Origin of the sequence: uncultured Pontibacter sp. (assembly GCF_947495565.1) — a bacterium.
In the GTDB taxonomy this organism is placed as follows: Bacteria; Bacteroidota; Bacteroidia; order Cytophagales; family Hymenobacteraceae; genus Pontibacter.
In genome coordinates this window covers 19,141-40,894 of the sequence record NZ_CANLZM010000011.1, presented here as the reverse complement: position 1 = coordinate 40,894, position 21,754 = coordinate 19,141, and the positions used below count along the sequence as shown (strand labels likewise).

Below are 21,754 nucleotides of genomic sequence, written 5' to 3'. Positions count from 1 at the left end.
TTGATTGTTGGGCTGCAAACTCACGAAGCAGTGGTTTACCATCTTGACAATTTAACAATCAACTATCCAACAATTAAATGAGGTGCTTCTTGTTTTTCACCATGTCATAGAGCAGCTCGCGGGCGCGGTGCAGTTGGGCTTTAACGGTGCCAAGCGGGGCGTTCAGCTCAGTTGCTATCTCCTCGTAGCTCAACTCGTTAAAGTAACGCAGCGTTACCAGGCGCTGGTATTTATCAGGCAGCTTGGCCACCACATACTGCATAATCTCGATCTTCTGGTTCTTGATCGCCTCCTCCTGCGGGTTCAGGTTCTTATCTTTAAAGTCGATCGTGATCTCGTCGCCGTTATCTATCTTAATGGCCGAGTCGATGCTCATGGTTTTGATCCTGTTCTTACGGATAAAATCGATGCAGTTGTTTGTGGCGATACGGAAAAGCCAGGTACTGAAAGCGTACTCCGGGTTGAATTTGTGCAGGTTTTTAAACGCCTTGGCAAAAGCCTCTATCGTCAGGTCCTCTGCATCGTCAGCGTTGCGCACCATCTTCAGCACTACATGGTACACAGGCTTTTTGTATATGCTCATGAGTTCGGCGTATGCCTTCTCATCGTTCTCTTCTACTGCTGCCTGGATTAACTTAAAATCGTGCTTTGCTTTTGCAGAGAATTGTTTGTTTACTTCCATCTGAATTGTTTATACAGTACCACAGATATCCCAAGGAACAGGTAGTTTACATAGTAAACCAAGTCCAGCACGGGCATCATCAACAAGGATATCTTATCGTCTAGTCTACGGGCGGCCGCCAGGTATACTGGGAATACCGCAAGGTAACGGACGCCAACAAGCGCCCCCAATATAGCGAAATGGCTATTTAGAACAAGAAGAATTACGAGAAGTATGTAAAAAAGTAAATTTGATCCTACAAAAGCCCCTATCCTTCTTCTATCCGCTGCTTTATACCGCCCTCCTACCGACAAATGCCTTCGTTTCTGAACGACCCACTCCCGAAACGTCTTTTTGGGAATGCTGACTGTCTGCGCCTCCTTGTCGATAACAATACTAACCTTACTATTGTTGGCGGCATCGCGTACAAAAAGATCATCGTCGCCGCCTGTTGTTTTGATATGAGATGCAAACCCTTTGTTTCTAAAGAAACAAGACTTAGTATAAGATAAGTTTCGGCCCACGCCCATATACGCGCGACCTGCGTTTGCTTGAGACAAATACTGAATTCCGGTCAGTAAGGTTTCAAAGCGGATAAGCTGATTTAAAAAACCTTTTAAATGTACATACGGAGAATAGCCCAGTACCACGTCTGCGCCATTTTTGTAGCCTGCCTGCATCTTTTTTATCCAGTGCTGGCTGCAGGGGCGGCAGTCTGCATCGGTAAAAAGCAGGTGCTCGTAGCGGGCGGCACGTATGCCTAAAGCCAGCGCATATTTTTTCGGGTTTAGGTAGTCCGGCGTTTTTTTTACGGTTACCACCCTAAAGTTCGGGTACTGGCGCTCCAGCTCAAAAGTATAAAACTCGGTGTCATCGTCGGATCGGTCGTTTACCAGCAGCACTTCAAACTCCGGGTAGTCCTGGTCCAGCAACTGAGGCAGCAGCTCAAAAAGGTTATCCTGCTCGTTATGCGCAGCAATAATAACCGACACCGGCCGCAGCGTGTCCGGCTCCGGGTCATGGTGCTTGGTAAAGGGCAAAAATCTAAACAGGGCAAAGTATAACTGCACCAGCACACATATAGCCAGCGCACCAAGAAGTATAAGTGGTACCAAATTTAACTGTTGATTATCGGATTGTACAACTCATGAGCTAAGATGCCGGAAGCCTGCGCGGGCTAACCCCGGCTCCCCTCTCAAAATTAGGCAAAGTGTAGCCATTTACGAAGCATGTGCAGTTATTAAAGTATGATAATGTTCATCGCTTCTTATAAAGAAGCTATCATGAATTAAAGAAGCTATCATGAGTAGCATCTAAGACAAATTGCACTGCAAAGTATGAATTTTAACTTTACCCCTGCAGTTAACTATGGTTTGTGCAGGCGTACTTCGTATCTTTGCCGGTTAATTAAATTTTTAGAACTAAAAGAAATAGAAGCCTTTGCGGGCGGGCCGGGTTTTGGTGTTGTTTTTGTAAGACAATGCGCCGGCAACCATACAACCATGCAGTTTAACTTAGTAGCTACAGACGCTCAATCCAAAGCACGCGCCGGTGTGGTGCAAACCGACCACGGAGTCATCGAAACACCTATTTTTATGCCCGTGGGCACCGCCGGCACCGTAAAGGCCGTGCACCAGCGCGAACTTAAAGAAGACATAAAAGCCCAAATCATACTTGGCAACACCTACCATTTGTACCTGCGCCCCGGCCTGGATGTACTGGAGCAGGCAGGTGGCTTGCATAAATTTAACGGCTGGGACCGCCCCATACTTACCGACAGCGGCGGCTACCAGGTTTTTTCGCTGGCCGGCACGCGCAAGATCAAGGAAGAGGGCGTTAAGTTTAAATCGCATATAGACGGCTCCACGCTTGATTTTACTCCGGAAAACGTCATGGATACGCAGCGCACCATCGGGGCCGATATCATCATGGCTTTTGATGAATGTACTCCCTACCCTTGCGACCATACCTACGCCAAGCATTCGATGGAGCGCACGCACCGCTGGCTGCAGCGCTGCGTTAACCGCTTCGACAGCACAGAGCCAAAGTATGGCTACAACCAGACGCTCTTCCCGATTGTGCAAGGCAGCACTTACAAAGACCTGCGCATACAGTCGGCGGAGACCATTGCAAGCTTTGGCCGCGAAGGCAATGCCATCGGTGGCTTATCTGTGGGCGAGCCGGCCGAGATGATGTATGAAATGACAGAGGTTGTTTGCGACATACTACCAAAAGACAAACCGCGGTACCTCATGGGTGTCGGCACACCGGCTAATATCCTGGAAAACATTGCCTTAGGCGTAGATATGTTTGATTGTGTGCTACCAACCCGCAATGCCCGTAACGGCATGCTGTTTACCACACAAGGCATCATCAACATCAGAAACAAAAAATGGTCAGATGACTTTAGCCCGATAGACGCGGAGTTGGGTGGCTACGCAAGCACGTTTTATACGAAAGCTTACCTGCGCCACCTCATCCACAGCGGCGAATACCTGGCAGGGCAGATAGCCAGCGTACACAACCTTACATTTTTCCTGTGGCTGGTAAAGCAGGCCCGCCAGCATATCCTGAACGGAACTTTCCGCGACTGGAAAGATGTGATGGTAAAGAAATTAATGACACGTTTGTAGAGTTAGAAAGTTAGAGCGTTAGAAAGTTGTTCTTTCTAACGCTCTAACTTTCTAACTTTTTAACCTTCTAACTTTATAACTCAAGTTGAAGCTCCTCGATAAGTACATACTCAAGAAGTTCCTGACCACTTATGTGTTCACGGTGCTGATTATGGTGGCTGTTATTCTGGTGATCGATTTCACGGAGAAGAATGACGACTTTATTAAAACCAACCCCAGCATAAGCGAGATCCTGTTTGACTACTACCTCAACCTGATTCCGTTTTATGCGAACATGCTCAGCCCAATTACGGTGTTTATCGCTACGGTATTTGTTACGGCCAAGCTGGCCTCGCATACCGAAATTGTGGCCATACTGAGCAGCGGCATCAGCTTCCGGCGCTTTCTGGTACCTTACCTGATCGGGGCCAGCATTATCGGGGCAACTATTTTTGTGCTGATTGGCTGGGTGATCCCGAACGCAAACAAGGAGAGCGTGGCCTTTCAGGTAAAGTATATCAAAAGCCCTTTTACCTACGATAGCCGGAACATCCATATCAAAATCGGCCCGGAAACTTATGTGTACATGGAGAGCTACAACAACTCCGCTCACATCGGCTACAACTTCGCCATGGAGACTATCAGCGATACCAACCTTAACAGCAAACTCAGCGCCAGCAGCATCTCCTGGAACGCCGAGAAGAAGAAGTGGCACATAAACCAGTATACCCTGCGCACGTTCGATGGCGAGAAGGAGACCATATACAAAGGCGCTAACCTGGATACTACGCTCAACCTTTTGCCTAAAGACTTTGAGAGCACTTACAAGCTGGAGCAGACACTTACGTTAACCCAGCTCAACGACTACATCAACGAGAAAATATCGCGCGGCGCAGACGACATAGAAATTTACCTGATAGAGAAGTATGAGCGTTTCAGTTATCCTTTTGCCATTATTATACTTACCGTGATCGGTGTGATTGTGAGTGCGCGCAAGGCACGGGGCGGTGTAGGTTTTCAGATCGCGCTCGGGTTCCTGCTGGCTTTCATCTTTATTATTTTCGTGATCACGAGCCGAAGTCTGGCGCAGGTTGGCGATATTGCACCGCAGATTGCCGCCTGGATTCCGACGTTCGTATTTACAGGTATAGGCTTTTTGTTGTACCGCTATATTCCGCGCTAAATGCCACGTTTTAAAGATTTTATTGAGCTTCACTTCGTGATTTTCTTGTGGGGCTTTACGGCCATACTTGGCAAGCTGATCACCATACCTGCCGTGGAGCTGGTAGCGCTGCGTACGCTTATTACTGCGCTGGCTTTGGGTGCCATTATTTTCCGACGCGGCATGCCACTTTGGATGGGGCGCAAACTGGCACTTCAGCTTATGGCTGTTGGCGTTATCATCGCGGGTCACTGGATTCTTTTTTTCGCGGCGGCTCGTGTGGCGTCCGTTTCCATAAGTTTGGTGGGGCTAGCCACCTGCAGCCTTTGGACTGCCTTTCTGGAGCCGCTCTTCAACAAAGGTAAAATTAAGCCTCACGAGATTTTCCTGGCCCTGCTAGTTATTATGGGGCTTTACATCATTTTCCAGCACGAAACCAGCTTCGACAGTGTGTTAGGCATCAGTATGGCCATTGGTGCGGCGTTGCTCGGCTCCATCTTCACGATCATCAACGCGAACCTGGTAAAGAAGGTATCCTCTACCACCATCACCATGTATGAAATGGCTGGAGCCTGCCTGGGCACTGTGCTGTTCTTCCCGCTTTACACCGCATACTTTGTAGAAAGCGGCAGCCTTAACTTCGGGCTTACCACAATGGATTGGGTATACCTGCTCATCCTGGCGCTGGCTTGCACCGTGTACGCCTATACTGCTTCTGTGCGCCTGATGCAGCGCATATCTGCCTATACTGTAAACTTAACTGTAAACCTGGAGCCAGTGTATGGTATTATCCTGGCTTGGTTTATCTTTAATGAGGGAGAGCAGATGTCGCAGGGGTTTTATATTGGCGCCATGGTTATTTTGCTCAGCGTGTTTATTTACCCTGTTCTGGAGATGTTCGATAAGCGCCGTAAGAAAAGGCTACAGCAGCCCTTTCCAGATAGCATAGTGGCCGGGAAAGACTAAATTTTCAGGGGCATCGCCTTTAAAAAGGCCATATACGGCAGAGCCAGAGCCCGTCATAGAGGCATAGGCGGCTCCGGCCTCGTATAGTTTTTCCTTTACCTGCGGCAGCTCTGGGTACTTCGGAAACAGCGCTGCCTCAAAGTCGTTCTTCAGCACGTCACGCCATATTTTCAGATCCTGCTTCAGGAGCATCTGCATGTCGCAGGCGGGTTTTTCAGGTTTTATACTTCCGTAGGCCTCGGCTGTGGTGATATGAATGCCCGGATAGACCACCACGCACGTGTAACCGGCCAGGTTTAAATCTACAGGCGTAAACACATCGCCTCGCTCTGTGGCAATTACAGGCTTGTTCTGCACAAAAAAAGCGCAATCGGAACCTAACTGCCGGGCATAATTCTCCAGCGCCTCAGGGCTCAGGCTCAGCTCGAACAACTGGTTAAGTATACGCAGCGTGAAAGCCGCATTTGAGGAGCCACCGCCAAGGCCAGCACCCATCGGTATTACCTTGTGCAGGTGCAGGTGCACAGGTGGCAAATCATGATCCTGCTGCAGCAGTTTGTATGCTTTCAGGCACAGGTTCGTGTCCGGATTGCCCGGCACTGGCAGGCCTGTTATGGTAAATTGCTCTTCCTGAGCAGGCAGAATCTCCAACGCATCGCACCAGCGCACCGGGTAAAAGCAGGACTGCAGGTTATGAAATCCGTCCGGGCGCTTCTCCGTAATGTACAGGCCCAGGTTTATCTTTGCGTTTGGGTAATCGAGCATCGTCTGAAAGTGCTGTTTAAAGGTTGCAAGCTATAAATTTACGCTGAAAATGCGGCTGAGGCACACAGCTTTCTTAAAAATGTAGGCAGCCACACTATTATACTCAACAGAAAAACAGTATATTAAAGGACAGTAGTACAGCACCCATGCCTGCAGGAGCCAGCCTAACTGGCGGAAGTGCCGTATGATAGCATCTGACTTAGTGGCTCTGCGGCCACAGAAGCCACACCTCACTCACATGAATATGATTTACAGGCCAGGACGTATCTTCCTCTCGGTGCCGCACATGGGCGGGCATGAAAAAAACTATGTTTCAAAAGCAATAGAGGATAATTGGGTAACTACTGCCGGCCCTAATTTGGCAGGTTTTGAGCACGACATTTGCCAGCATACAAACGCCCGCCACGCCGTTGCTCTAAGCTCTGGCACAGCTGCTCTGCACCTGGCGCTTCAGGTGGTAGGCGTAAAGCCCGGCGATGAAGTGCTTTGCTCCACCTTTACCTTTGTGGCTACGGCTAACCCCATTTTATACTTAGGCGCACAACCCGTTTTTGTGGAGAGCGAGCCTGATACGTGGAACATGAGCCCGGAGGCCCTGCACGAAGCCATTGCTGACCGGCTGCGCCTCGGCAAACGCCCCGCTGCCATTATGCTGGTGCACCTGTATGGTATGCCCGCTAAAATGAAGGAGATCATGCACATTGCGCAGGAGTTCGGTATTCCGGTGATAGAAGACGCTGCCGAGGCGCTTGGCTCCCGTTACGGCGGCCATCAGGTAGGTACATTTGGGCAAGTGGGAGCTTTTTCATTCAACGGGAATAAAATCATTACCACCTCAGGGGGCGGTGCGCTTATATCAGAAGATGAGCAGGTGGTGGAGCAGGCGCGTTTTCTGTCTACGCAAGCGAAAGACCCGGCACCTTATTACGAGCATTCTCAGATGGGCTATAACTACCGCATGAGTAATGTGAGCGCAGGCATTGGCCGGGGCCAGATGGAGGTGCTGGAGAAGCGGGTGAAACAGCGACGGGAGATTTTTACATACTATAAACAGCAGCTGGAGCATATAGAAGGGCTGGAGTTTATGGCAGAGCCGAAAGCCTGCTTTTCTAACCGCTGGCTCACCACAGTTCTGCTTCCCGCCCCGCACACTCCGGAAAGCATTCGGCTGGCATTGGAAGAAGAAAACATCGAAGTTCGTGCCCTCTGGAAGCCGATGCACCTGCAACCCTTGTTTCAGCACCACCCATACGTAGGCAATAACCTTAGCGGAAAGCTTTTTGAGCGCGGCCTCTGCCTGCCCAGCAGCAGCAGTATGACAGACGAGGAACAGGAAAAAGTAGTGAAGCACCTAAAGCGATTGCTGGAAGTAGTATAGCAAGCGGCTCTTTTTACATATTCCCCAACAGTTCTAATCAGCTCCTAAGTATAAAACTGCCATATTGCCGATATCCTACCGCAAGTTTTCAACTCATGGTTTACTTGCTCTAAGCTTTCAGTTTGCTTTAACCGGTAGTAACCTAAGTTATATACTTATGCAAGCTGAAAACGTGCCTTATTACACGTCAAAATCTCGCGACAGCACATACCCTAATAGCTGCAACCTACACCGCGGCCAAAGCTGTTTCCAGCTCTGCAATTAGCTCCTCCGGCTCTTCTATACCTACCGAGAAACGGATTACGCCCACCGTTATTCCCATGTTCTGTTGCTGATCGGGCGAAAGGGCACGGTGCGAGGTACCCAGCGGGTATGAAATAGAAGTGTTTACTCCGGCCAACGACGGTGCGAAAGGTATACTTGGCAGCGCCTGCATAAACCGGTTTACAGCCTCCGTATCATCTTTAATCCTGAAGCTGAGCATACCGCCAAACAGCCCCTGCCCCTGCTGCTTTGCAAGTTCGTGCTGCGGGTGCTCCTCCAGGCCTGGGTACCATACTTTTTCCACCTTCGGGTGCTGCTGCAGGTATCTGGCTATATCCAGCGCGTTGTTGCTGTGCTGCTTCATGCGCAGGCGCAGTGTTTTCAGGCCACGCGCTGCCAACCAAGCTTCAAAAGGGCTAAGGTTTAAGCCGTACACCATCATCACCCGCTGTACCCGCTGCAGGTCTTCCTGACCTTTACAAACTACCACACCCGCCGTTACATCGCTGTGGCCGGAAAGGTACTTGGTTACGCTATGTATCACCATGTCTGCACCCAAGGCAAGTGGTTTGGTAATTACAGGCGTGGCAAAGGTGTTGTCGATAACCAGTTTTATACTTTGTTGCTGCGTTTCCTGGGCTAGCCGCGTAATATCCAGCACCTGCAGCAGCGGGTTGCTCATGGTTTCAGCCAGCAGCAAGCGCGTGTTTGGCTGCACATAGTTCTCTAAAGTATAAATATGAGCCGTCGGAACAAAAGTCACCTCTATGCCCACTCGCGTCAGTTCCTGCGCCAGCAACGTGGATGAGCCGCCATAGATATCCTCGGCACACAGCACATGATCACCGGCTTTGCAAACAGCCAGCACAGCCGCCAGTATCGCCGACATACCCGAAGACGTTACCACCGCTCCTCCACCGCTTTCCAGCTTATTCACCTCCTGCGCCAGCTCATCGGTATTGGGGTTGCCGTAGCGCGTGTACATGTAGCTTTGCCCTGGCTGCTCAAAGTATAACTCCAGCTCGTTCAGGTCGTCGAAAGTAAATACAGAAGTCTGGTAAAGCGGGGTAGTTTTTGGGTGGATGTTTGGCATGTTAAGGAAGTATAAATCTGCACTCTAAGTTAAGGAGAATTCTTATATAGTAAAGGTATAGCGGAAGGTGGTTTTCTCATTTCATTGCCTCAACCCACTTCGTGCATAGTGCAGATAAGCCTATGTTAACGCTTTTGAGGTAGTTGGCAACAATGCCCTTTCGTGTAACCCGACAAATGTTCACAGACAACAAGGAAACGTTTGACAATCCTACTTATAAGCTTCTCCACGGCAAACACCCACTGAGATAAAAGTAAGTGCCGCAGTCTCATTTGGATGTAAAATATTTTGTACTTGAGTGTATCAAATCGAACAATCAAGTGTCTGAAATCGAACAGTGTTTGATTAACAATTGTCTAAAATTCTGACAATTAACTAATTGTATTTTGGCCCCAACTTTGCCAATAAAATTGAGAAAAATCCCCTGCACAGTATTGGCTTCTTTTCCCTTAAAATCGACACTTTAAGTCATGATAAAGAATAATCTAAAAATCGCTTTACGGATACTCTGGAAAAACAAACTTTTTTCATTAGTCAATATACTGAGCTTGTCACTGAGTATGGCGGTTGGTGTTGTTCTTTTTACAGGCCTAAAAGCCACTTACGATACAGACCATTTCCATCCAGAATTAAACCAAACAGTACGGATACTCACGCAGGAAACAAATGAGGTGGAACAAACCAAATGGGCAACAGCTCCGTTGCCATTGGAGACTCAAATAGAGAGTATCTCCTTTGTTGAAAAAACGGTAAAAGTACGCCTGGCAGGAAAACATAACTTGCAAACCGACGGAGGTGATGTACCTATTGACATAAAATTTTCAGAGCCTTCTTTTTTTGATGTTTTTGGCTTTAAACTGGTATCAGGTAATGCACAAAGCCTTACCCTCAATCCCACCACCCTTTTTTTAACTGAAAAAACAGCAGAGAAGATATTTGGCAACACCAATGCTTTAGGGAAAACAATTCAATTTGAAAAGTTAGGTGCTTATACCGTTGGGGGAATTATCCAGGACCCACCCTTAGAAACACATCTACCCATTGAGGCCATGCTTTCTATGAATGCTGCCGAAGTGCTTGAAAAAAAAGGAGCACTGAGTACTAGTGCACAAAACTGGGGAGACTTCAAGAGTGCAGCAATTTACGCGCGTTTAAAATCTGAAGGTGATTTATCGCAGCTCAATTCAACGCTCCAAAAATATAATCGGAAACTGGAGAAGAGCAGTCTCCAATTTTTGGCACAACCCATAGAGGCTATTACTCCTCGAAACAATGACATTAAAAATGACAGCAATGCGGGCACCGATTGGACGGGCATAAAAATACAGCTGTCTTTAATTCTAGCCTTAACACTTTTATCTGCTTTCAACTATGTCAGCTTGACATTGGCGCGTGCCTTCTCCCGAGCGAAAGAAGTAGGCATTCGCAAGACAATAGGCGCCACAAGAAGGCAAATTATTAGTCAATTTTTGATGGAATCGACCCTTGTTTCCCTGTTTGCTTTGTTGTTTACAATGCCATGTGTTGAAATTTTAACGAACTATATACCCGAAATGGATATGGCATTTTCCTATGACACAACCTTAATTTTAGGCTTGTTGACTTACGCAGGTATCACAGGCTTAGTCGCTGGAGCACTTCCATCATGGCTATTGTCAGCGTTTCAGCCTATACAGGTTTTGCGTAAAATGAAGAATATTAAGCTGTTCCGGAGTATTGCTGTTTACAAAGTTTTAATTGTCGTACAGTTTTCAGTGACTATTATGCTGATGATAGTGGTTGTCATATTAGCCGATTATGAAATAAAAAATCATGCAATCATTAACTCAACCGTGTCGCCTAATGTTTTGACACTTGATTTAAGTGGTGAAAAATATGAAAACCTGCAAAATGAAATAAGCCAGTTAAGCCAGGTAGAGACAACTTTGGCAACTAACTGGTACTTTAAACCAATGATAAAGGGCAAATCTTCTGTAACATTAAATGATAAAATTTTGGAAATGTTTTACGTAAGTATTGATCCAAAAACAATTGAAACAGAAGGAATCAGCTTAAAATCTGGACAAAATTTTCCTACGAATTTGCCTCAGCGCACGGAGCAATATGTGTTGGTGAATGAAGCTGCCGCAAAATTATTGGAATCTAAATCGGAGACTTTAGTGGGGCAAACGCTACTGCTGGATTCTGCCTATGTACAAGTCATTGGCATCATGCCCAATGAAATTATTGGCGAAACAGCTCCTTTACTCTATAGGTATTTGCCAAATGAAATTGCCACCTTGACCATAAAAATAAATCCAAATACAGAATTGGAAGCAACCAAAGCTATTCAATCCATATGGGAAAACCATTTTCCTGAAAAAACAGCAAATCTTCAGAATTTAAAAGATGGTTATTTAAAAATTGGAGATAGATTAGGTTCTATTGGAGGCTTAGCCCTTATCGTCATGATAATCGCTGGCTTGGGCATTTTAGGCATAGCCAGTTACTCCGTAGAAACACGCACTAAAGAATTGGGTATAAGAAAAGTATTGGGAGCAAGCAACAAAGAATTGGTGTGGGCAGTTACCAGAAATTTTGGCATTCTTATCCTGATTGCCGGACTTATTGGTGTTCCGGCTGGCTTGTTTAGCGGTGAATTAATTAGACAAGATTTAGGCAGCAGTCTTGTTGAATTGAGTTTTATAAATGTAAGCATAGGCTTTGGTTTGGTTGCCATAGTCGGGCTTCTGACTGTCCTATCCCAAACCATTCGAGCGGCGCATATTGAACCTGTAAAAGTTTTAAAAGTAGAGTAAAGAAGGTAAAGCATCCATTGGCAGGTTATAACGGTGGCGCGACAATCAACTCTATTCCGCGACACCATGACGACAATGTTTTGACCGACTACAGGTTGCTGACAACATGTTTCTGCAATGGTGAGGTGTAAGAAATAAGTTTTTTATCTTCGTTTTACGTTAGGTTTCGTGGTACAGGGCGCGGCTTTGGAAGCGCACTGCTGCAGAAACACAAACGGGTATGCTTCTAAATAAAGCAAGGCCTCCTGCTCACGAAGAACAGGAGGCCTTGCTTTATTTATACTTTGTTACGGGCTGTTACGCTGTTACAGACTCAGCCAATACAATAATCTTATTGTTGAGCACTTCTACCACACCACCGTCCACGGTAAAGAACTCTTGCCCTTTACTGGTAGTGATACGGATGCTTCCTTTATCAAGGGTGCTGATGAGCGGAGCATGTGAGTCCAGTACCTCAAAAGAGCCATTAGCTCCCGGGAACTGAGCGGCCTCTACCTCACCGGCATAAACCTTCTTGTCAGGTGTGATTATCTCTAAATACATTTCTATGAGTTCTGAGTCTCGAGTTCTGAGTCTTGAATTACCCCGAAAAACTCGAGATTCAGGGCTCAGAACTCAGAACTTGTTTAACCTATTTTGCTTCGGCCATCATTTTCTCACCTTTGGCAACAGCGTCTTCAATGGTTCCTACCAGGTTGAAGGCTGATTCCGGAAGGTGGTCATACTTGCCTTCCATAATCTCGTTGAAGCCTTTGATCGTGTCCTTGATATCAACAAGTACACCTTTCAGGCCTGTAAACTGCTCGGCTACGTGGAATGGCTGAGACAGGAAACGCTGCACACGGCGCGCTCTGTGTACCACCTGCTTATCTTCGTCAGAAAGCTCGTCCATACCAAGGATGGCGATGATATCCTGAAGTTCTTTGTAACGCTGCAGAATCTCTTTCACGCGCTGTGCTGTGTTGTAGTGCTCATCGCCTACTACGTCCGGCGTCAGGATACGTGATGTAGAATCCAGAGGGTCTACCGCAGGGTAGATACCAAGCTCAGAGATTTTACGGGAAAGTACAGTAGTTGCGTCCAGGTGGGCAAATGTTGTTGCCGGAGCCGGGTCAGTCAAGTCATCCGCAGGTACGTAAACGGCCTGTACCGATGTAATGGAACCACGCTTGGTTGATGTGATACGCTCTTGCATGGCACCCATTTCAGTGGCCAGCGTTGGCTGGTAACCTACCGCAGATGGCATACGGCCAAGAAGTGCTGACACTTCTGAACCCGCCTGCGTAAAGCGGAAAATGTTATCCACGAAGAACAGGATGTCACGGCCAGCGTCGCTTGAGCCAGGCTCACCGTCGCGGTAGTACTCCGCCATAGTAAGGCCAGAAAGCGCCACACGTGCACGCGCCCCAGGAGGCTCGTTCATCTGTCCGAACACGAAGGTAGCCTTAGACTCCTTCAGTTCTTCCTGATCTACTTTAGAAAGATCCCAGCCGCCGTGCTCCAGCGACTCCAGGAAGGCATCGCCGTAACGAACGATACCAGCCTCGATCATTTCACGAAGAAGGTCGTTACCCTCACGGGTACGCTCACCTACACCGGCAAATACAGAAAGACCACCGTGCGCTTTCGCGATGTTGTTGATCAGCTCCTGGATAAGTACGGTTTTACCTACACCGGCACCACCGAAAAGACCAATTTTACCACCCTTTGCGTAAGGCTCGATCAGGTCGATTACTTTGATACCTGTATAAAGAACTTCAGAAGAAGTAGCAAGGTCTTCGAAACGCGGGGCAGCTCTGTGAATAGGCAAACCACCTGTGCTCACAGGCTGTGGAATACCGTCAATGGCTTCGCCGATCACGTTGAAAAGACGACCTTTAATGCCTTCGCCTGTCGGCATTTTGATTGGGCCACCCAGGTCAACTACTTCAGCGCCACGAGTTAGTCCTTCGGTCGAGTCCATCGCAATGGTACGTACGCGGTCCTCGCCAAGGTGATTCTGCACTTCCAGTACTACTACCTGGCCGTTGTCTTTCGTCACCTGAAGGGCATCCAAAATATTTGGTAGCTTAGAGTTTTCACCCGCAAAGCTAACGTCCACCACCGGACCGATAACCTGGGTAATTCTGCCAATATTCGCCATTTGACTTTTTATATTGATTAACTAGTATAACGGAGTTATTTCAGGGTGCAAAACTAATGTATAAATCTCTTATATCCATGCAAGGGTTTAAAAAGTTTTGCCCTGCTGATTCGTGTAGATACAAGAGTACAGCTAAATATAGTTTGCACAACTGGCAGCAAGCGCTCACTGCAGGTAAACCACCTTTGCTTGCTGTTGTTCTGGTAAGGCAAAGATAGCGTATTTCTTCTTTACTATCAGCACATTAATACTTCTGTATCTTTAATAAGCCACCGCCACAGGTAGCCGCACATAGAAAAAGCAGCGTGTGGGTGCGCTGCTCTCATGGTGTTTTAACTTGTTAATTTAAGTAATAGCAACTAGTAACCAGGTGTAGCTACACTTTTGAAGTATAGCCGCTAAAGGTTCTTCAGCAGCTCTATTTGCTCATCGTTAAGCAAAATGTAACGATTGTTAAAGGGGTTGGCGTAAAACTTTTCGGCAATGATGTACTCTCCCGTCTTCAGCTTATGAATGTTATAGCTGAACAGGCTGTTAGCACGCTCGATCACTAACTCTGTGTTACTCAAGTCTAACTCTCGTCCGCAGGTCGTGATGATCATGTCTGGGTTAATGGTGGTCATAAGCTGGGGCATAGTAGTAATATGTAGTATAAGCTGTTGCGGAGTTCTTTACGCATAAATCCGGCAGGGGTGACAGTTTATCTGCAGAAAAATGTATATATTTTAATTACCATAGTAGGGTGCAACCAGTAGGCTTTTTAATACCAAAACTAGATGGCTCTGATAGCCTCGGATTTCCGGGGCAGGTAAAAAGCCTTTGCATATACTTGTACTCTTTAACTTTAAGTTCCTACTTTTGTTTATCCGTTACATAAGCCATACAACCAGTGGAACAACAACTCACTACCGTAGAAACCGCCCAGAAGCTTGGTCTTCTGGAAGAGGAATTTGAACGCATCAAACAGATCTTGGGGCGCACGCCAAACTTCACAGAACTGAGCATCTTCTCTGTGATGTGGTCTGAGCACTGCTCTTATAAGAACTCCATCGTCTGGCTTAAAACGCTGCCAAAAGACTCGCCGCGCATGCTGGCCAAAGCTGGCGAAGAGAACGCCGGTTTGGTAGACATTGGCGACGGCTATGCCTGCAGCTTTAAAATAGAATCCCATAACCACCCTTCTGCCATTGAGCCTTATCAAGGCGCAGCTACCGGCGTGGGTGGTATCAACAGAGATATTTTCACGATGGGTGCCCGCCCTATCGCGCAGCTTAACTCGCTCCGTTTTGGCAACCCTAAATCTGAGAAAACACAGCGCCTGCTGCGTGGTGTGGTAAAAGGCATCGGCGATTACGGCAATGCTTTTGGCATACCTACCGTCGGTGGCGAGCTGTTTTTTGACGAGTGCTACAACATCAACCCGCTGGTTAACGCCTTCTCGGCTGGTATTGTAAAAGTAGGCGAAACTGCTTCTGCCACATCTTATGGTGTAGGCAATCCGGTGTTTATAGTTGGCTCTGCCACAGGCAAGGATGGTATTCACGGTGCTGCCTTTGCATCTAAGGATATTACCGAAGACTCTGCTAAAGACCTTCCGTCGGTGCAGGTAGGCGATCCGTTTCAGGAGAAACTTCTGCTGGAAGCAACGCTGGAGATCATTCAGTCGGGCCACGTAATTGGTATGCAGGACATGGGCGCTGCGGGCATCACATGTTCTACCTCTGAAATGAGTGCCAAAGGCGAGCACGGCATGGATATTTGGCTGGATAAAGTACCTACCCGCCAGAGAAACATGGTGCCGTTCGAGATTCTGCTGTCAGAGAGCCAGGAGCGCATGCTGATCGTGATGAAGAAAGGCTACGAGCAAACAATTAAGGATATTTGCGACAAGTGGGACCTTTACTGCGAGCAGATTGGCGTGGTAACAGAAGGAGGCATGCTACGCTACTACCAGAACGATGAACTGGTGGCAGAAGTACCAGCCGACGACCTTGTACTCGGTGGCGGCGCCCCGGTGTACCACAGAGAGTATAAAGAGCCTGCTTACTTTGCAGAGTCTAAGAAATTCAGCATCGATCAGGTAGAAGAGCCGCAGGATTACCAGGCTGTAGCCGAGTTCCTGGCCACGCACCCTAACATCGCCTCTAAGCGTTGGGTATACCGCCAGTACGACTCTATGGTAGGCACCGCTACTATGACCACGAATGCACCATCTGATGCGGCTTTAGTTAAAGTAAAAGGCACCGACAAGTCTATTGCCGTAACCGTGGACTGCAACAGCCGCTACGTATACTCCGACCCGGAAGTAGGAACGGCAATAGCCGTGGCCGAGGCTGCACGTAATATAGTATGTTCCGGCGCTGAGCCAGTGGCTGTCACAAACTGCCTTAACTTCGGTAACCCGTATGTACCGGAAGTATACTGGCACTTTGTAGGCGCTATTAAAGGTATGGGTAAAGCCTGCGAGGCCTTCGGAACGCCGGTAACAGGCGGTAACGTGAGCTTCTACAACCAGTCTTCAGACGAGGGCCCTGTATTCCCGACCCCAACCATCGGTATGCTGGGCATCCTGGAGAACAAAGACAATAAAATGACACTGGCTTTCCAGAACGCCGGTGATACGATATACATGATGGGTGATGCGCAGAACGACATCGCTTCTTCAGAGTATGTTTACTCTTTCCACAAAATTAAGCTGACGCCTGCGCCATACTTTAACATGGACGAGGAACTGAAGCTGCATGCTGCCGTGAAAGAGGTAATCGAGCAGAAGCTTATCAACTCGGCGCACGACGTGGCTGACGGTGGTTTATACATTACGCTGCTGGAGTCTGCCATGCCGAAAGAACTGGGCTTTGACATCGAAACAGATAAAAATTTCAGAAAAGACGCATTTTTATTTGGGGAGAGCCAGAGCCGCGTAGTTGTGTCGGTTTCGGCGGAGCAAGAGGCGGCATTTGAGCAGGCACTGCAAAATAAAAGCGTGAATTTCACTAAATTAGGAAAAGTAACTGCCCACGACTGCCACATAGACGGAGATCTTTTTGGTGGTATTACGGTAGCGAAAAAACACTATGACACGGCGCTAGAGCAGATTTTAGACTAAAATTTTAGAAAAATTTTGAAGCAAATGTTTGCAGTTTAAAATCGTCTCTCTATCTTTGCATCACCAAACGACAACAGGACGAAAGTTCTAAGAGTCAAGTAGGGAGATTGTCCGATGGTGTAACTGGCAACACGTCTGATTTTGGTTCAGAAGAGTCCAGGTTCGAGCCCTGGTCGGACAACTTAAAAGAACAACACTTAGCTAAGTGTTGTTCTTTTTTTGTTTATACTAAAAAGGTAACTAGTTAAAAATCAGAAATATTTAATGCCTACCATCAGTATTTTTGGTAGCTTTGCGAGCATAATTACCTAAACCCAAACAACCGTTATTTAGTTTTAGCCCCGTTATGCCACAAGTTAAAATCTTCTCTGGTTCAGAATCCCGTTACCTGGCTGAGAAAATAGCTGCCGCCTACGGCACTACTCTCGGCGATCTTACCATCTCCCGTTTCAGCGATGGAGAGATCGGTGTACATTACAATGAGTCAGTTCGTGGGGCAGAGGTGTTTATCGTATCATCTACTTTTCCGCCCGCTGATAACCTGATGGAACTGATGCTGCTGGTAGATGCCGCCAAACGTGCCTCGGCCCATAAAGTGATTGTGGTGATGCCATACTATGGCTATGCCCGCCAGGACCGAAAAGACAAGCCGCGTGTGGCGATAGGCTCCAAAGTGCTAGCCAATGCCATACAGTCGGTAGGTGCAGACCGCCTGATGACCTGCGACCTGCATGCAGGCCAGATTCAGGGCTTCTTCGATATCCCAGTGGATCATTTAGATGGTTCTGCCATATTTGTGCCTTACCTGCGCAGCCTAAACTTAGGCGAAGACCTTATCTTCGCATCGCCTGACGTAGGGGGTGTGGTAAGAACAAGATCCTTTGCTAAGAACTTTGGCGCTGAAATGGTTGTTTGCGACAAACACCGCAAACGCGCTAACGAGATTGCCTCGATGCAGGTGATCGGCGATGTGGAAGGAATGGACGTGGTGCTGGTAGACGACATGGTGGATACAGCAGGCACTATCACCAAAGCGGCTGAGTTGCTTAAAGATAAAGGAGCGAAATCTGTTAGAGCCATTGCCACGCACCCTGTGCTTTCAGGCCCTGCCTATGAGCGCATCGAGAAATCGGTGCTGGAGGAGCTGGTGGTGTCCGATACGATTCCGCTGAAGCAGCAAAGCTCTAAAATTAAGGTACTGTCGTTTGCAGACCTTTTTGCGAGAGCGATCAATAACGTGGTAACGCACGAGTCGATCAGCTCGCTATTTATTTAATTGTTGGTTAATGATTGTCAATTGTTTTTACACTAAACGAGCGGCAATTATCTAGTTAGCAATTAACAATTTAACTAAGGCTATACTTTTGTAGCAATATATTTTAACAAAACATCTTTATGAAAACGTTAGAGATTATAGGGTTTAAAAGAGCAAATCTCGGCAAGCAGCAGTCGAAAGAACTGCGTAATGAGTCTTTTGTACCAGGCGTACTTTACGGCGGTAGCGAGCAGGTTCATTTCTATGCTCCAGCTATCCTTTTCCGTGACCTGATTTACACGCCAGAAGTACACGAGGTAGACCTGAACATTGAAGGCACGCACTACAGAGCTGTCCTTCAGGCTTCTCAGTTCCACCCGGTAAACGAAATGCTGCTGCACGTTGACTTCCTGGAGCTGCAGGACGACAAGCAAGTTAAGATTGATGTTCCAGTTAAGTTTGTTGGTGTTTCTCCGGGTGTGTTGGCCGGTGGTAAGCTGGTAACGAAGCTGCGTGCTATCAAGATCAAAGCGCTTCCTGCTAACCTGCCAGACTTTGTAGAGGTAAACATCTCTGAACTGGAACTTGGTAAGTCTATCAAGGTTTCTAAAATCCAGCCGGAGAACTACGAAATCCTGACAAACCCAAGCGCTCCAATCGCTACAGTAACTATTCCGCGTGCCCTTAAGAGCGCACAGGCTGAAGAAGCTCGTGGTGGTAAAAAGTAATTTTTTGAGCCACAGCTCAGAATATTCTCTAAAGTCCTGTCCTGCTTCCGAGCGGGGCAGGACTTTTTCTTTTAGCAGTTTAATTGTTAGTTGCTGATTATTGATTGTTGTAAAAAACATGTAATTGATCTTAAAGCAGTTACTTTCTATGCAGCGCTTATTCTTTGTACTCCTCAACAATTAGCAATAAACAAACAGCAATTAAACCCTTGAGCAACTCAACAATCAACACGATAAAAAAGTGGCTAGGCCTCGCTCCTGCCGGGGCTGCCGCTACCCAAGATACAAGTATGAAATACCTGATAGTGGGCCTAGGTAACATCGGCCCTGAATATGCTGACACGCGCCACAACATTGGCTTTATGGTACTGGATTACCTGGCCAAAAAGTATGATGGCAATTTTGACACCGGGCGCCACTCCTTTGTAACGGAGATAAAATCGAAGGGCCGCACCTTTGTGCTGGTAAAGCCTACCACTTACATGAACCTGAGCGGCAAAGCCGTGGGGCACTGGCTGAACAGCCTGAAACTTACCGCGGACCAGATGCTGGTGATTACTGATGATATTGCCATACCTTTCGGCAAGCTGCGCATTCGGGCAAAAGGCAGCGCCGGCGGGCACAACGGCTTGAAACACATCGAGCAAACGCTGGGGCATAACAATTACCCACGCCTGCGCTTCGGGGTTGGCGATAGCTTTAACAAAGGCAAGCAAGTGGATTTCGTGCTCAGCAAGTTCAGCGAAGACGAGCAACCCGAGCTCCAAACGCTTATCGAGAAAGCCGCAGATGCTGTTATCTCCTTCGGCACGATTGGACTGGAGCGCACCATGAACCAGTTTAATACCAAGTAGAAGGTATATTAGATGAAAGAATTCTTCCTTAACCGTAGTTTAAGCTTTTACTTCTGGTCAGGACTTACTTTGGCAATATGCAACTTTATGAATTTTGGGGTTGCCTTCGCTGAAGCGTGGTATGCAGGAAGTTACTATTCACCCTCTAGCTTTTTATTGCTATCTCTTTCAGCTGTACTCGCGTTGTTTTTCTTTTGGAGCCTACAAGCCGGACGCGGCAAAGGAGGATGTTTTTCAGGTGTTACAGCTTTGTTAGTAGTATTTAACCTGCTCTTCAATTTACTGTTGCTCATTTTCTTAGTTTAGTGGTTCTCGCTTAAAATCAAGCCTCACTCAAGTATAATTGGGTGAGGCTCTTTAATTGATGCCGCTAAAAGTTTCAGTCCGAAAGTATACTTTTGCTGATACACCACTGTGTAGCCTCACCTATGAAAAAAATCGTTCTCCTTTACCGTAACGCCTTTGGGGGTCTCTCCCGCCCAGCCTGGATGATGTCGGTGGTGATGCTGATAAACCGCAGCGGCGCCATGGTTACACCTTTCCTGAGCGTGTACCTGACCGAGGTGCTTGGCTATACTTTAAAGGAGGTTGGTTTGATTCTGAGTATGTATGGGCTAGGCTCAGTGTGCGGCTCTTTTTTGGGCGGCTGGCTAACCGATAAAGTCGGGCATTTTAAGGTGCAGTTGCTCAGCCTTACGCTTGGCGGGAGTTTATACTTTATGCTGCTGAGCTTACAGGAGTTTGCTTCGCTGGCCTTTGGCGTGTTTATACTTAGCCTCGTAAACGATACGCTGCGGCCAGCCAATGCCTCTTCTATAGCATCCTATGCCCGCCCCGAGAACGTAACGCGCGCCTTCTCGCTCAACCGCATGGCTATCAACCTGGGCTTTTCCATTGGTCCGGCCATTGGCGGCTTGCTGGCGGCAGTCTCTTATAAATGGCTTTTTATTGCTGATGGTACTACGTGCATCCTGGCTGGCCTGTTTTTCTATTTCTACTTCCGGAACCGCCAGGGCCAGCAACCGCAGCAAACCCAGAACACGAGAGGGAAACTTACAGCCAAACTCCGCTCCCCTTACCGCGACGGCTACTTTATACTTTTCGCCATACTTTGCTGCTGCTTTGCTATCATCTTTTTTCAGCTGTTTGTTACGCTGCCTCTGTACTACCGCCAAGTTTATAACTTACCGGAGACTAGGATCGGCACCTTGTTGGGTTTAAACGGGCTGATCGTTTTTTTGCTGGAGATGATTGTAGTTTACTTAATTGGCGAGCGATACCGAAAATCGTGGCTGATTGCAGGCGGTGTGCTGGTGCTGGGCTTTTCCTTTGTGCTGCTTAACCTCACCCAACATAGCAGCATCCTCTACGCAGCCATGCTGCTGCTAAGTATTGCTGAGATTCTGGCAATGCCATTTATGGCTACCATCACCGTAGAGCGCTCCGGCTCTGCCAACCGTGGGGCCTATATGGGGCTATATACTATCTCCTACGCCGCAGCGCATGTGGTGGCGCCATACCTGGGCACCACGCTGGCAGCCACTTTCGGCTTTGCCGCGCTCTGGTGGTTTGTGGGCGGGCTATCCATCGTTACGGCAATAGGTTTATACTTTGTGGTGCAGCACATGGAGGGGCAGCGCACCAATAAACTATCGGTGGCGGCATCTGAGGCGAAAGGAATAGCGATTGGGTAAAGGGGATATTTTTGATAGCTGGATAATGAAGCTGCTTTTCTAAGCTTGATCTGGTACCTTTCTACTGGCGCAAGTCTTTAGGCTTGTCTCTTGTTACAAGGTTGGGTTTGCAACCCGACTGGCTTGAAAAGCCATACTAAAGGTAGTGGCAAGCGTGGTTAGTGATAAGGTCAGTTTCAACTGCCTTTGCATTAGCATCTATGCTTTCGCCAGTTGAAAACTGGTCTCATGGTAAGCCACAAGTTGAAAACTTGCGGCATGTTGTGTACTTCGTT

General features: G+C 47.6%; 18 protein-coding genes and 1 tRNA gene. 12 read left to right on the top strand and 7 right to left on the bottom strand.

All coding sequences use genetic code 11. From position 1 onward, the window contains the following. Positions 1-73 precede the first annotated feature (73 nt). Entirely contained in the window at positions 74-682 is a 609-nt protein-coding gene (locus tag Q1B04_RS14110; RefSeq protein ID WP_299759832.1) for a sigma-70 family RNA polymerase sigma factor, read from the bottom strand. Next, on the bottom strand, positions 673-1,776 hold the full coding sequence (locus tag Q1B04_RS14105; protein WP_299759830.1) for a glycosyltransferase: 1,104 nt from the start codon (positions 1,774-1,776) through the stop codon (positions 673-675). The genes Q1B04_RS14110 and Q1B04_RS14105 overlap by 10 nt, the downstream gene beginning before the upstream one ends. A 387-nt stretch (positions 1,777-2,163) precedes the next feature. Between Q1B04_RS14105 and tgt the strand changes: the two genes are divergently transcribed. From tgt to Q1B04_RS14090, 3 genes are all read left to right on the top strand, one after another. Further along, positions 2,164-3,294 carry a tRNA guanosine(34) transglycosylase Tgt gene (tgt, locus tag Q1B04_RS14100; RefSeq protein WP_299759828.1) on the top strand — a complete coding sequence of 377 codons (1,131 nt, stop codon included), beginning with the start codon at positions 2,164-2,166 and terminating at the stop codon, positions 3,292-3,294. Between the two features lie 85 nt (positions 3,295-3,379). Beyond that, positions 3,380-4,456 (top strand): LptF/LptG family permease, encoded by a 1,077-nt coding sequence (locus Q1B04_RS14095; RefSeq protein WP_299759826.1) that lies wholly within the window; start codon positions 3,380-3,382, stop codon positions 4,454-4,456. Then, a complete protein-coding gene (locus tag Q1B04_RS14090) occupies positions 4,457-5,401 on the top strand; it encodes a DMT family transporter (protein WP_299759824.1) in 945 nt (314 codons plus the stop codon). Here the strand turns inward: Q1B04_RS14090 and ispE are convergent. Beyond that, a complete protein-coding gene (ispE, locus tag Q1B04_RS14085; protein WP_299759822.1) occupies positions 5,357-6,166 on the bottom strand; it encodes a 4-(cytidine 5'-diphospho)-2-C-methyl-D-erythritol kinase in 810 nt (269 codons plus the stop codon). The genes Q1B04_RS14090 and ispE overlap by 45 nt on opposite strands. Before the next feature lie 184 nt (positions 6,167-6,350). Between ispE and Q1B04_RS14080 the strand changes: the two genes are divergently transcribed. Further along, the gene (locus tag Q1B04_RS14080; RefSeq protein ID WP_366524701.1) at positions 6,351-7,544 is read left to right on the top strand and encodes an aminotransferase class V-fold PLP-dependent enzyme; all 1,194 of its coding nucleotides are present in this window, start codon (positions 6,351-6,353) and stop codon (positions 7,542-7,544) included. Positions 7,545-7,770: 226 nt separating this feature from the next. Here Q1B04_RS14080 and Q1B04_RS14075 read toward each other — a convergent pair whose 3' ends face one another. Continuing rightward, positions 7,771-8,901: an aminotransferase class I/II-fold pyridoxal phosphate-dependent enzyme gene (locus Q1B04_RS14075; protein ID WP_299759820.1), complete on the bottom strand. Its 1,131-nt coding sequence runs from the start codon at positions 8,899-8,901 to the stop codon at positions 7,771-7,773. Between the two features lie 470 nt (positions 8,902-9,371). On the opposite strand from Q1B04_RS14075, the gene Q1B04_RS14070 reads away from it, so the two are divergent. After that, positions 9,372-11,699, top strand: coding sequence for an ABC transporter permease (locus tag Q1B04_RS14070; RefSeq protein ID WP_299759818.1), 2,328 nt, complete (start codon positions 9,372-9,374; stop codon positions 11,697-11,699). A 297-nt stretch (positions 11,700-11,996) separates the two neighbouring features. Here Q1B04_RS14070 and atpC read toward each other — a convergent pair whose 3' ends face one another. The 3 genes from atpC to Q1B04_RS14055 form a co-directional block, all read right to left on the bottom strand. Then, a complete protein-coding gene (gene atpC, locus Q1B04_RS14065) occupies positions 11,997-12,242 on the bottom strand; it encodes an ATP synthase F1 subunit epsilon (protein WP_299759816.1) in 246 nt (81 codons plus the stop codon). An 88-nt stretch (positions 12,243-12,330) separates the two neighbouring features. Continuing rightward, positions 12,331-13,842 (bottom strand): F0F1 ATP synthase subunit beta, encoded by a 1,512-nt coding sequence (gene atpD, locus Q1B04_RS14060; RefSeq protein WP_299759814.1) that lies wholly within the window; start codon positions 13,840-13,842, stop codon positions 12,331-12,333. 398 nt (positions 13,843-14,240) lie between these two features. After that, positions 14,241-14,465, bottom strand: a complete 225-nt coding sequence (locus tag Q1B04_RS14055; RefSeq protein ID WP_299759812.1) for a hypothetical protein — start codon at positions 14,463-14,465, stop codon at positions 14,241-14,243. A gap of 266 nt (positions 14,466-14,731) precedes the next feature. Here Q1B04_RS14055 and purL point away from each other — a divergent pair, with 266 nt between their 5' ends. From purL to Q1B04_RS14020, 7 genes are all read left to right on the top strand, one after another. Next, positions 14,732-16,948: a phosphoribosylformylglycinamidine synthase subunit PurL gene (gene purL, locus Q1B04_RS14050; RefSeq protein ID WP_299759810.1), complete on the top strand. Its 2,217-nt coding sequence runs from the start codon at positions 14,732-14,734 to the stop codon at positions 16,946-16,948. A 108-nt stretch (positions 16,949-17,056) separates the two neighbouring features. Continuing rightward, positions 17,057-17,129: transfer RNA gene (locus Q1B04_RS14045), tRNA-Gln, on the top strand. A gap of 165 nt (positions 17,130-17,294) precedes the next feature. Beyond that, positions 17,295-18,224, top strand: coding sequence for a ribose-phosphate pyrophosphokinase (locus Q1B04_RS14040; protein WP_299759808.1), 930 nt, complete (start codon positions 17,295-17,297; stop codon positions 18,222-18,224). 119 nt (positions 18,225-18,343) lie between these two features. Further along, positions 18,344-18,931 carry a 50S ribosomal protein L25/general stress protein Ctc gene (locus Q1B04_RS14035; protein ID WP_299759806.1) on the top strand — a complete coding sequence of 196 codons (588 nt, stop codon included), beginning with the start codon at positions 18,344-18,346 and terminating at the stop codon, positions 18,929-18,931. A gap of 290 nt (positions 18,932-19,221) precedes the next feature. Further along, positions 19,222-19,785, top strand: coding sequence for an aminoacyl-tRNA hydrolase (pth, locus tag Q1B04_RS14030; protein WP_299760095.1), 564 nt, complete (start codon positions 19,222-19,224; stop codon positions 19,783-19,785). Positions 19,786-19,797: 12 nt separating this feature from the next. Next, on the top strand, positions 19,798-20,091 hold the full coding sequence (locus Q1B04_RS14025; protein WP_299759804.1) for a hypothetical protein: 294 nt from the start codon (positions 19,798-19,800) through the stop codon (positions 20,089-20,091). Positions 20,092-20,213: 122 nt separating this feature from the next. Next, positions 20,214-21,479 (top strand): MFS transporter, encoded by a 1,266-nt coding sequence (locus Q1B04_RS14020; RefSeq protein WP_299759802.1) that lies wholly within the window; start codon positions 20,214-20,216, stop codon positions 21,477-21,479. The last annotated feature ends 275 nt before the right edge of the window (positions 21,480-21,754 follow it).

What these genes read in the sequence shown, in the direction of transcription:
- Q1B04_RS14110 (WP_299759832.1), bottom strand. Translation starts at nt 682, where the DNA reads ATGGAAGTAAACAAACAATTCTCTGCAAAAGCAAAGCACGATTTTAAG.
- tgt (WP_299759828.1), top strand. Translation starts at nt 2,164, where the DNA reads ATGCAGTTTAACTTAGTAGCTACAGACGCTCAATCCAAAGCACGCGCC.
- Q1B04_RS14090 (WP_299759824.1), top strand. Translation starts at nt 4,457, where the DNA reads ATGCCACGTTTTAAAGATTTTATTGAGCTTCACTTCGTGATTTTCTTG.
- ispE (WP_299759822.1), bottom strand. Translation starts at nt 6,166, where the DNA reads ATGCTCGATTACCCAAACGCAAAGATAAACCTGGGCCTGTACATTACG.
- Q1B04_RS14080 (WP_366524701.1), top strand. Translation starts at nt 6,351, where the DNA reads ATGATAGCATCTGACTTAGTGGCTCTGCGGCCACAGAAGCCACACCTC.
- Q1B04_RS14075 (WP_299759820.1), bottom strand. Translation starts at nt 8,901, where the DNA reads ATGCCAAACATCCACCCAAAAACTACCCCGCTTTACCAGACTTCTGTA.
- Q1B04_RS14070 (WP_299759818.1), top strand. Translation starts at nt 9,372, where the DNA reads ATGATAAAGAATAATCTAAAAATCGCTTTACGGATACTCTGGAAAAAC.
- atpC (WP_299759816.1), bottom strand. Translation starts at nt 12,242, where the DNA reads ATGTATTTAGAGATAATCACACCTGACAAGAAGGTTTATGCCGGTGAG.
- atpD (WP_299759814.1), bottom strand. Translation starts at nt 13,842, where the DNA reads ATGGCGAATATTGGCAGAATTACCCAGGTTATCGGTCCGGTGGTGGAC.
- Q1B04_RS14055 (WP_299759812.1), bottom strand. Translation starts at nt 14,465, where the DNA reads ATGACCACCATTAACCCAGACATGATCATCACGACCTGCGGACGAGAG.
- Q1B04_RS14040 (WP_299759808.1), top strand. Translation starts at nt 17,295, where the DNA reads ATGCCACAAGTTAAAATCTTCTCTGGTTCAGAATCCCGTTACCTGGCT.
- Q1B04_RS14035 (WP_299759806.1), top strand. Translation starts at nt 18,344, where the DNA reads ATGAAAACGTTAGAGATTATAGGGTTTAAAAGAGCAAATCTCGGCAAG.
- pth (WP_299760095.1), top strand. Translation starts at nt 19,222, where the DNA reads ATGAAATACCTGATAGTGGGCCTAGGTAACATCGGCCCTGAATATGCT.
- Q1B04_RS14025 (WP_299759804.1), top strand. Translation starts at nt 19,798, where the DNA reads ATGAAAGAATTCTTCCTTAACCGTAGTTTAAGCTTTTACTTCTGGTCA.
- Q1B04_RS14020 (WP_299759802.1), top strand. Translation starts at nt 20,214, where the DNA reads ATGAAAAAAATCGTTCTCCTTTACCGTAACGCCTTTGGGGGTCTCTCC.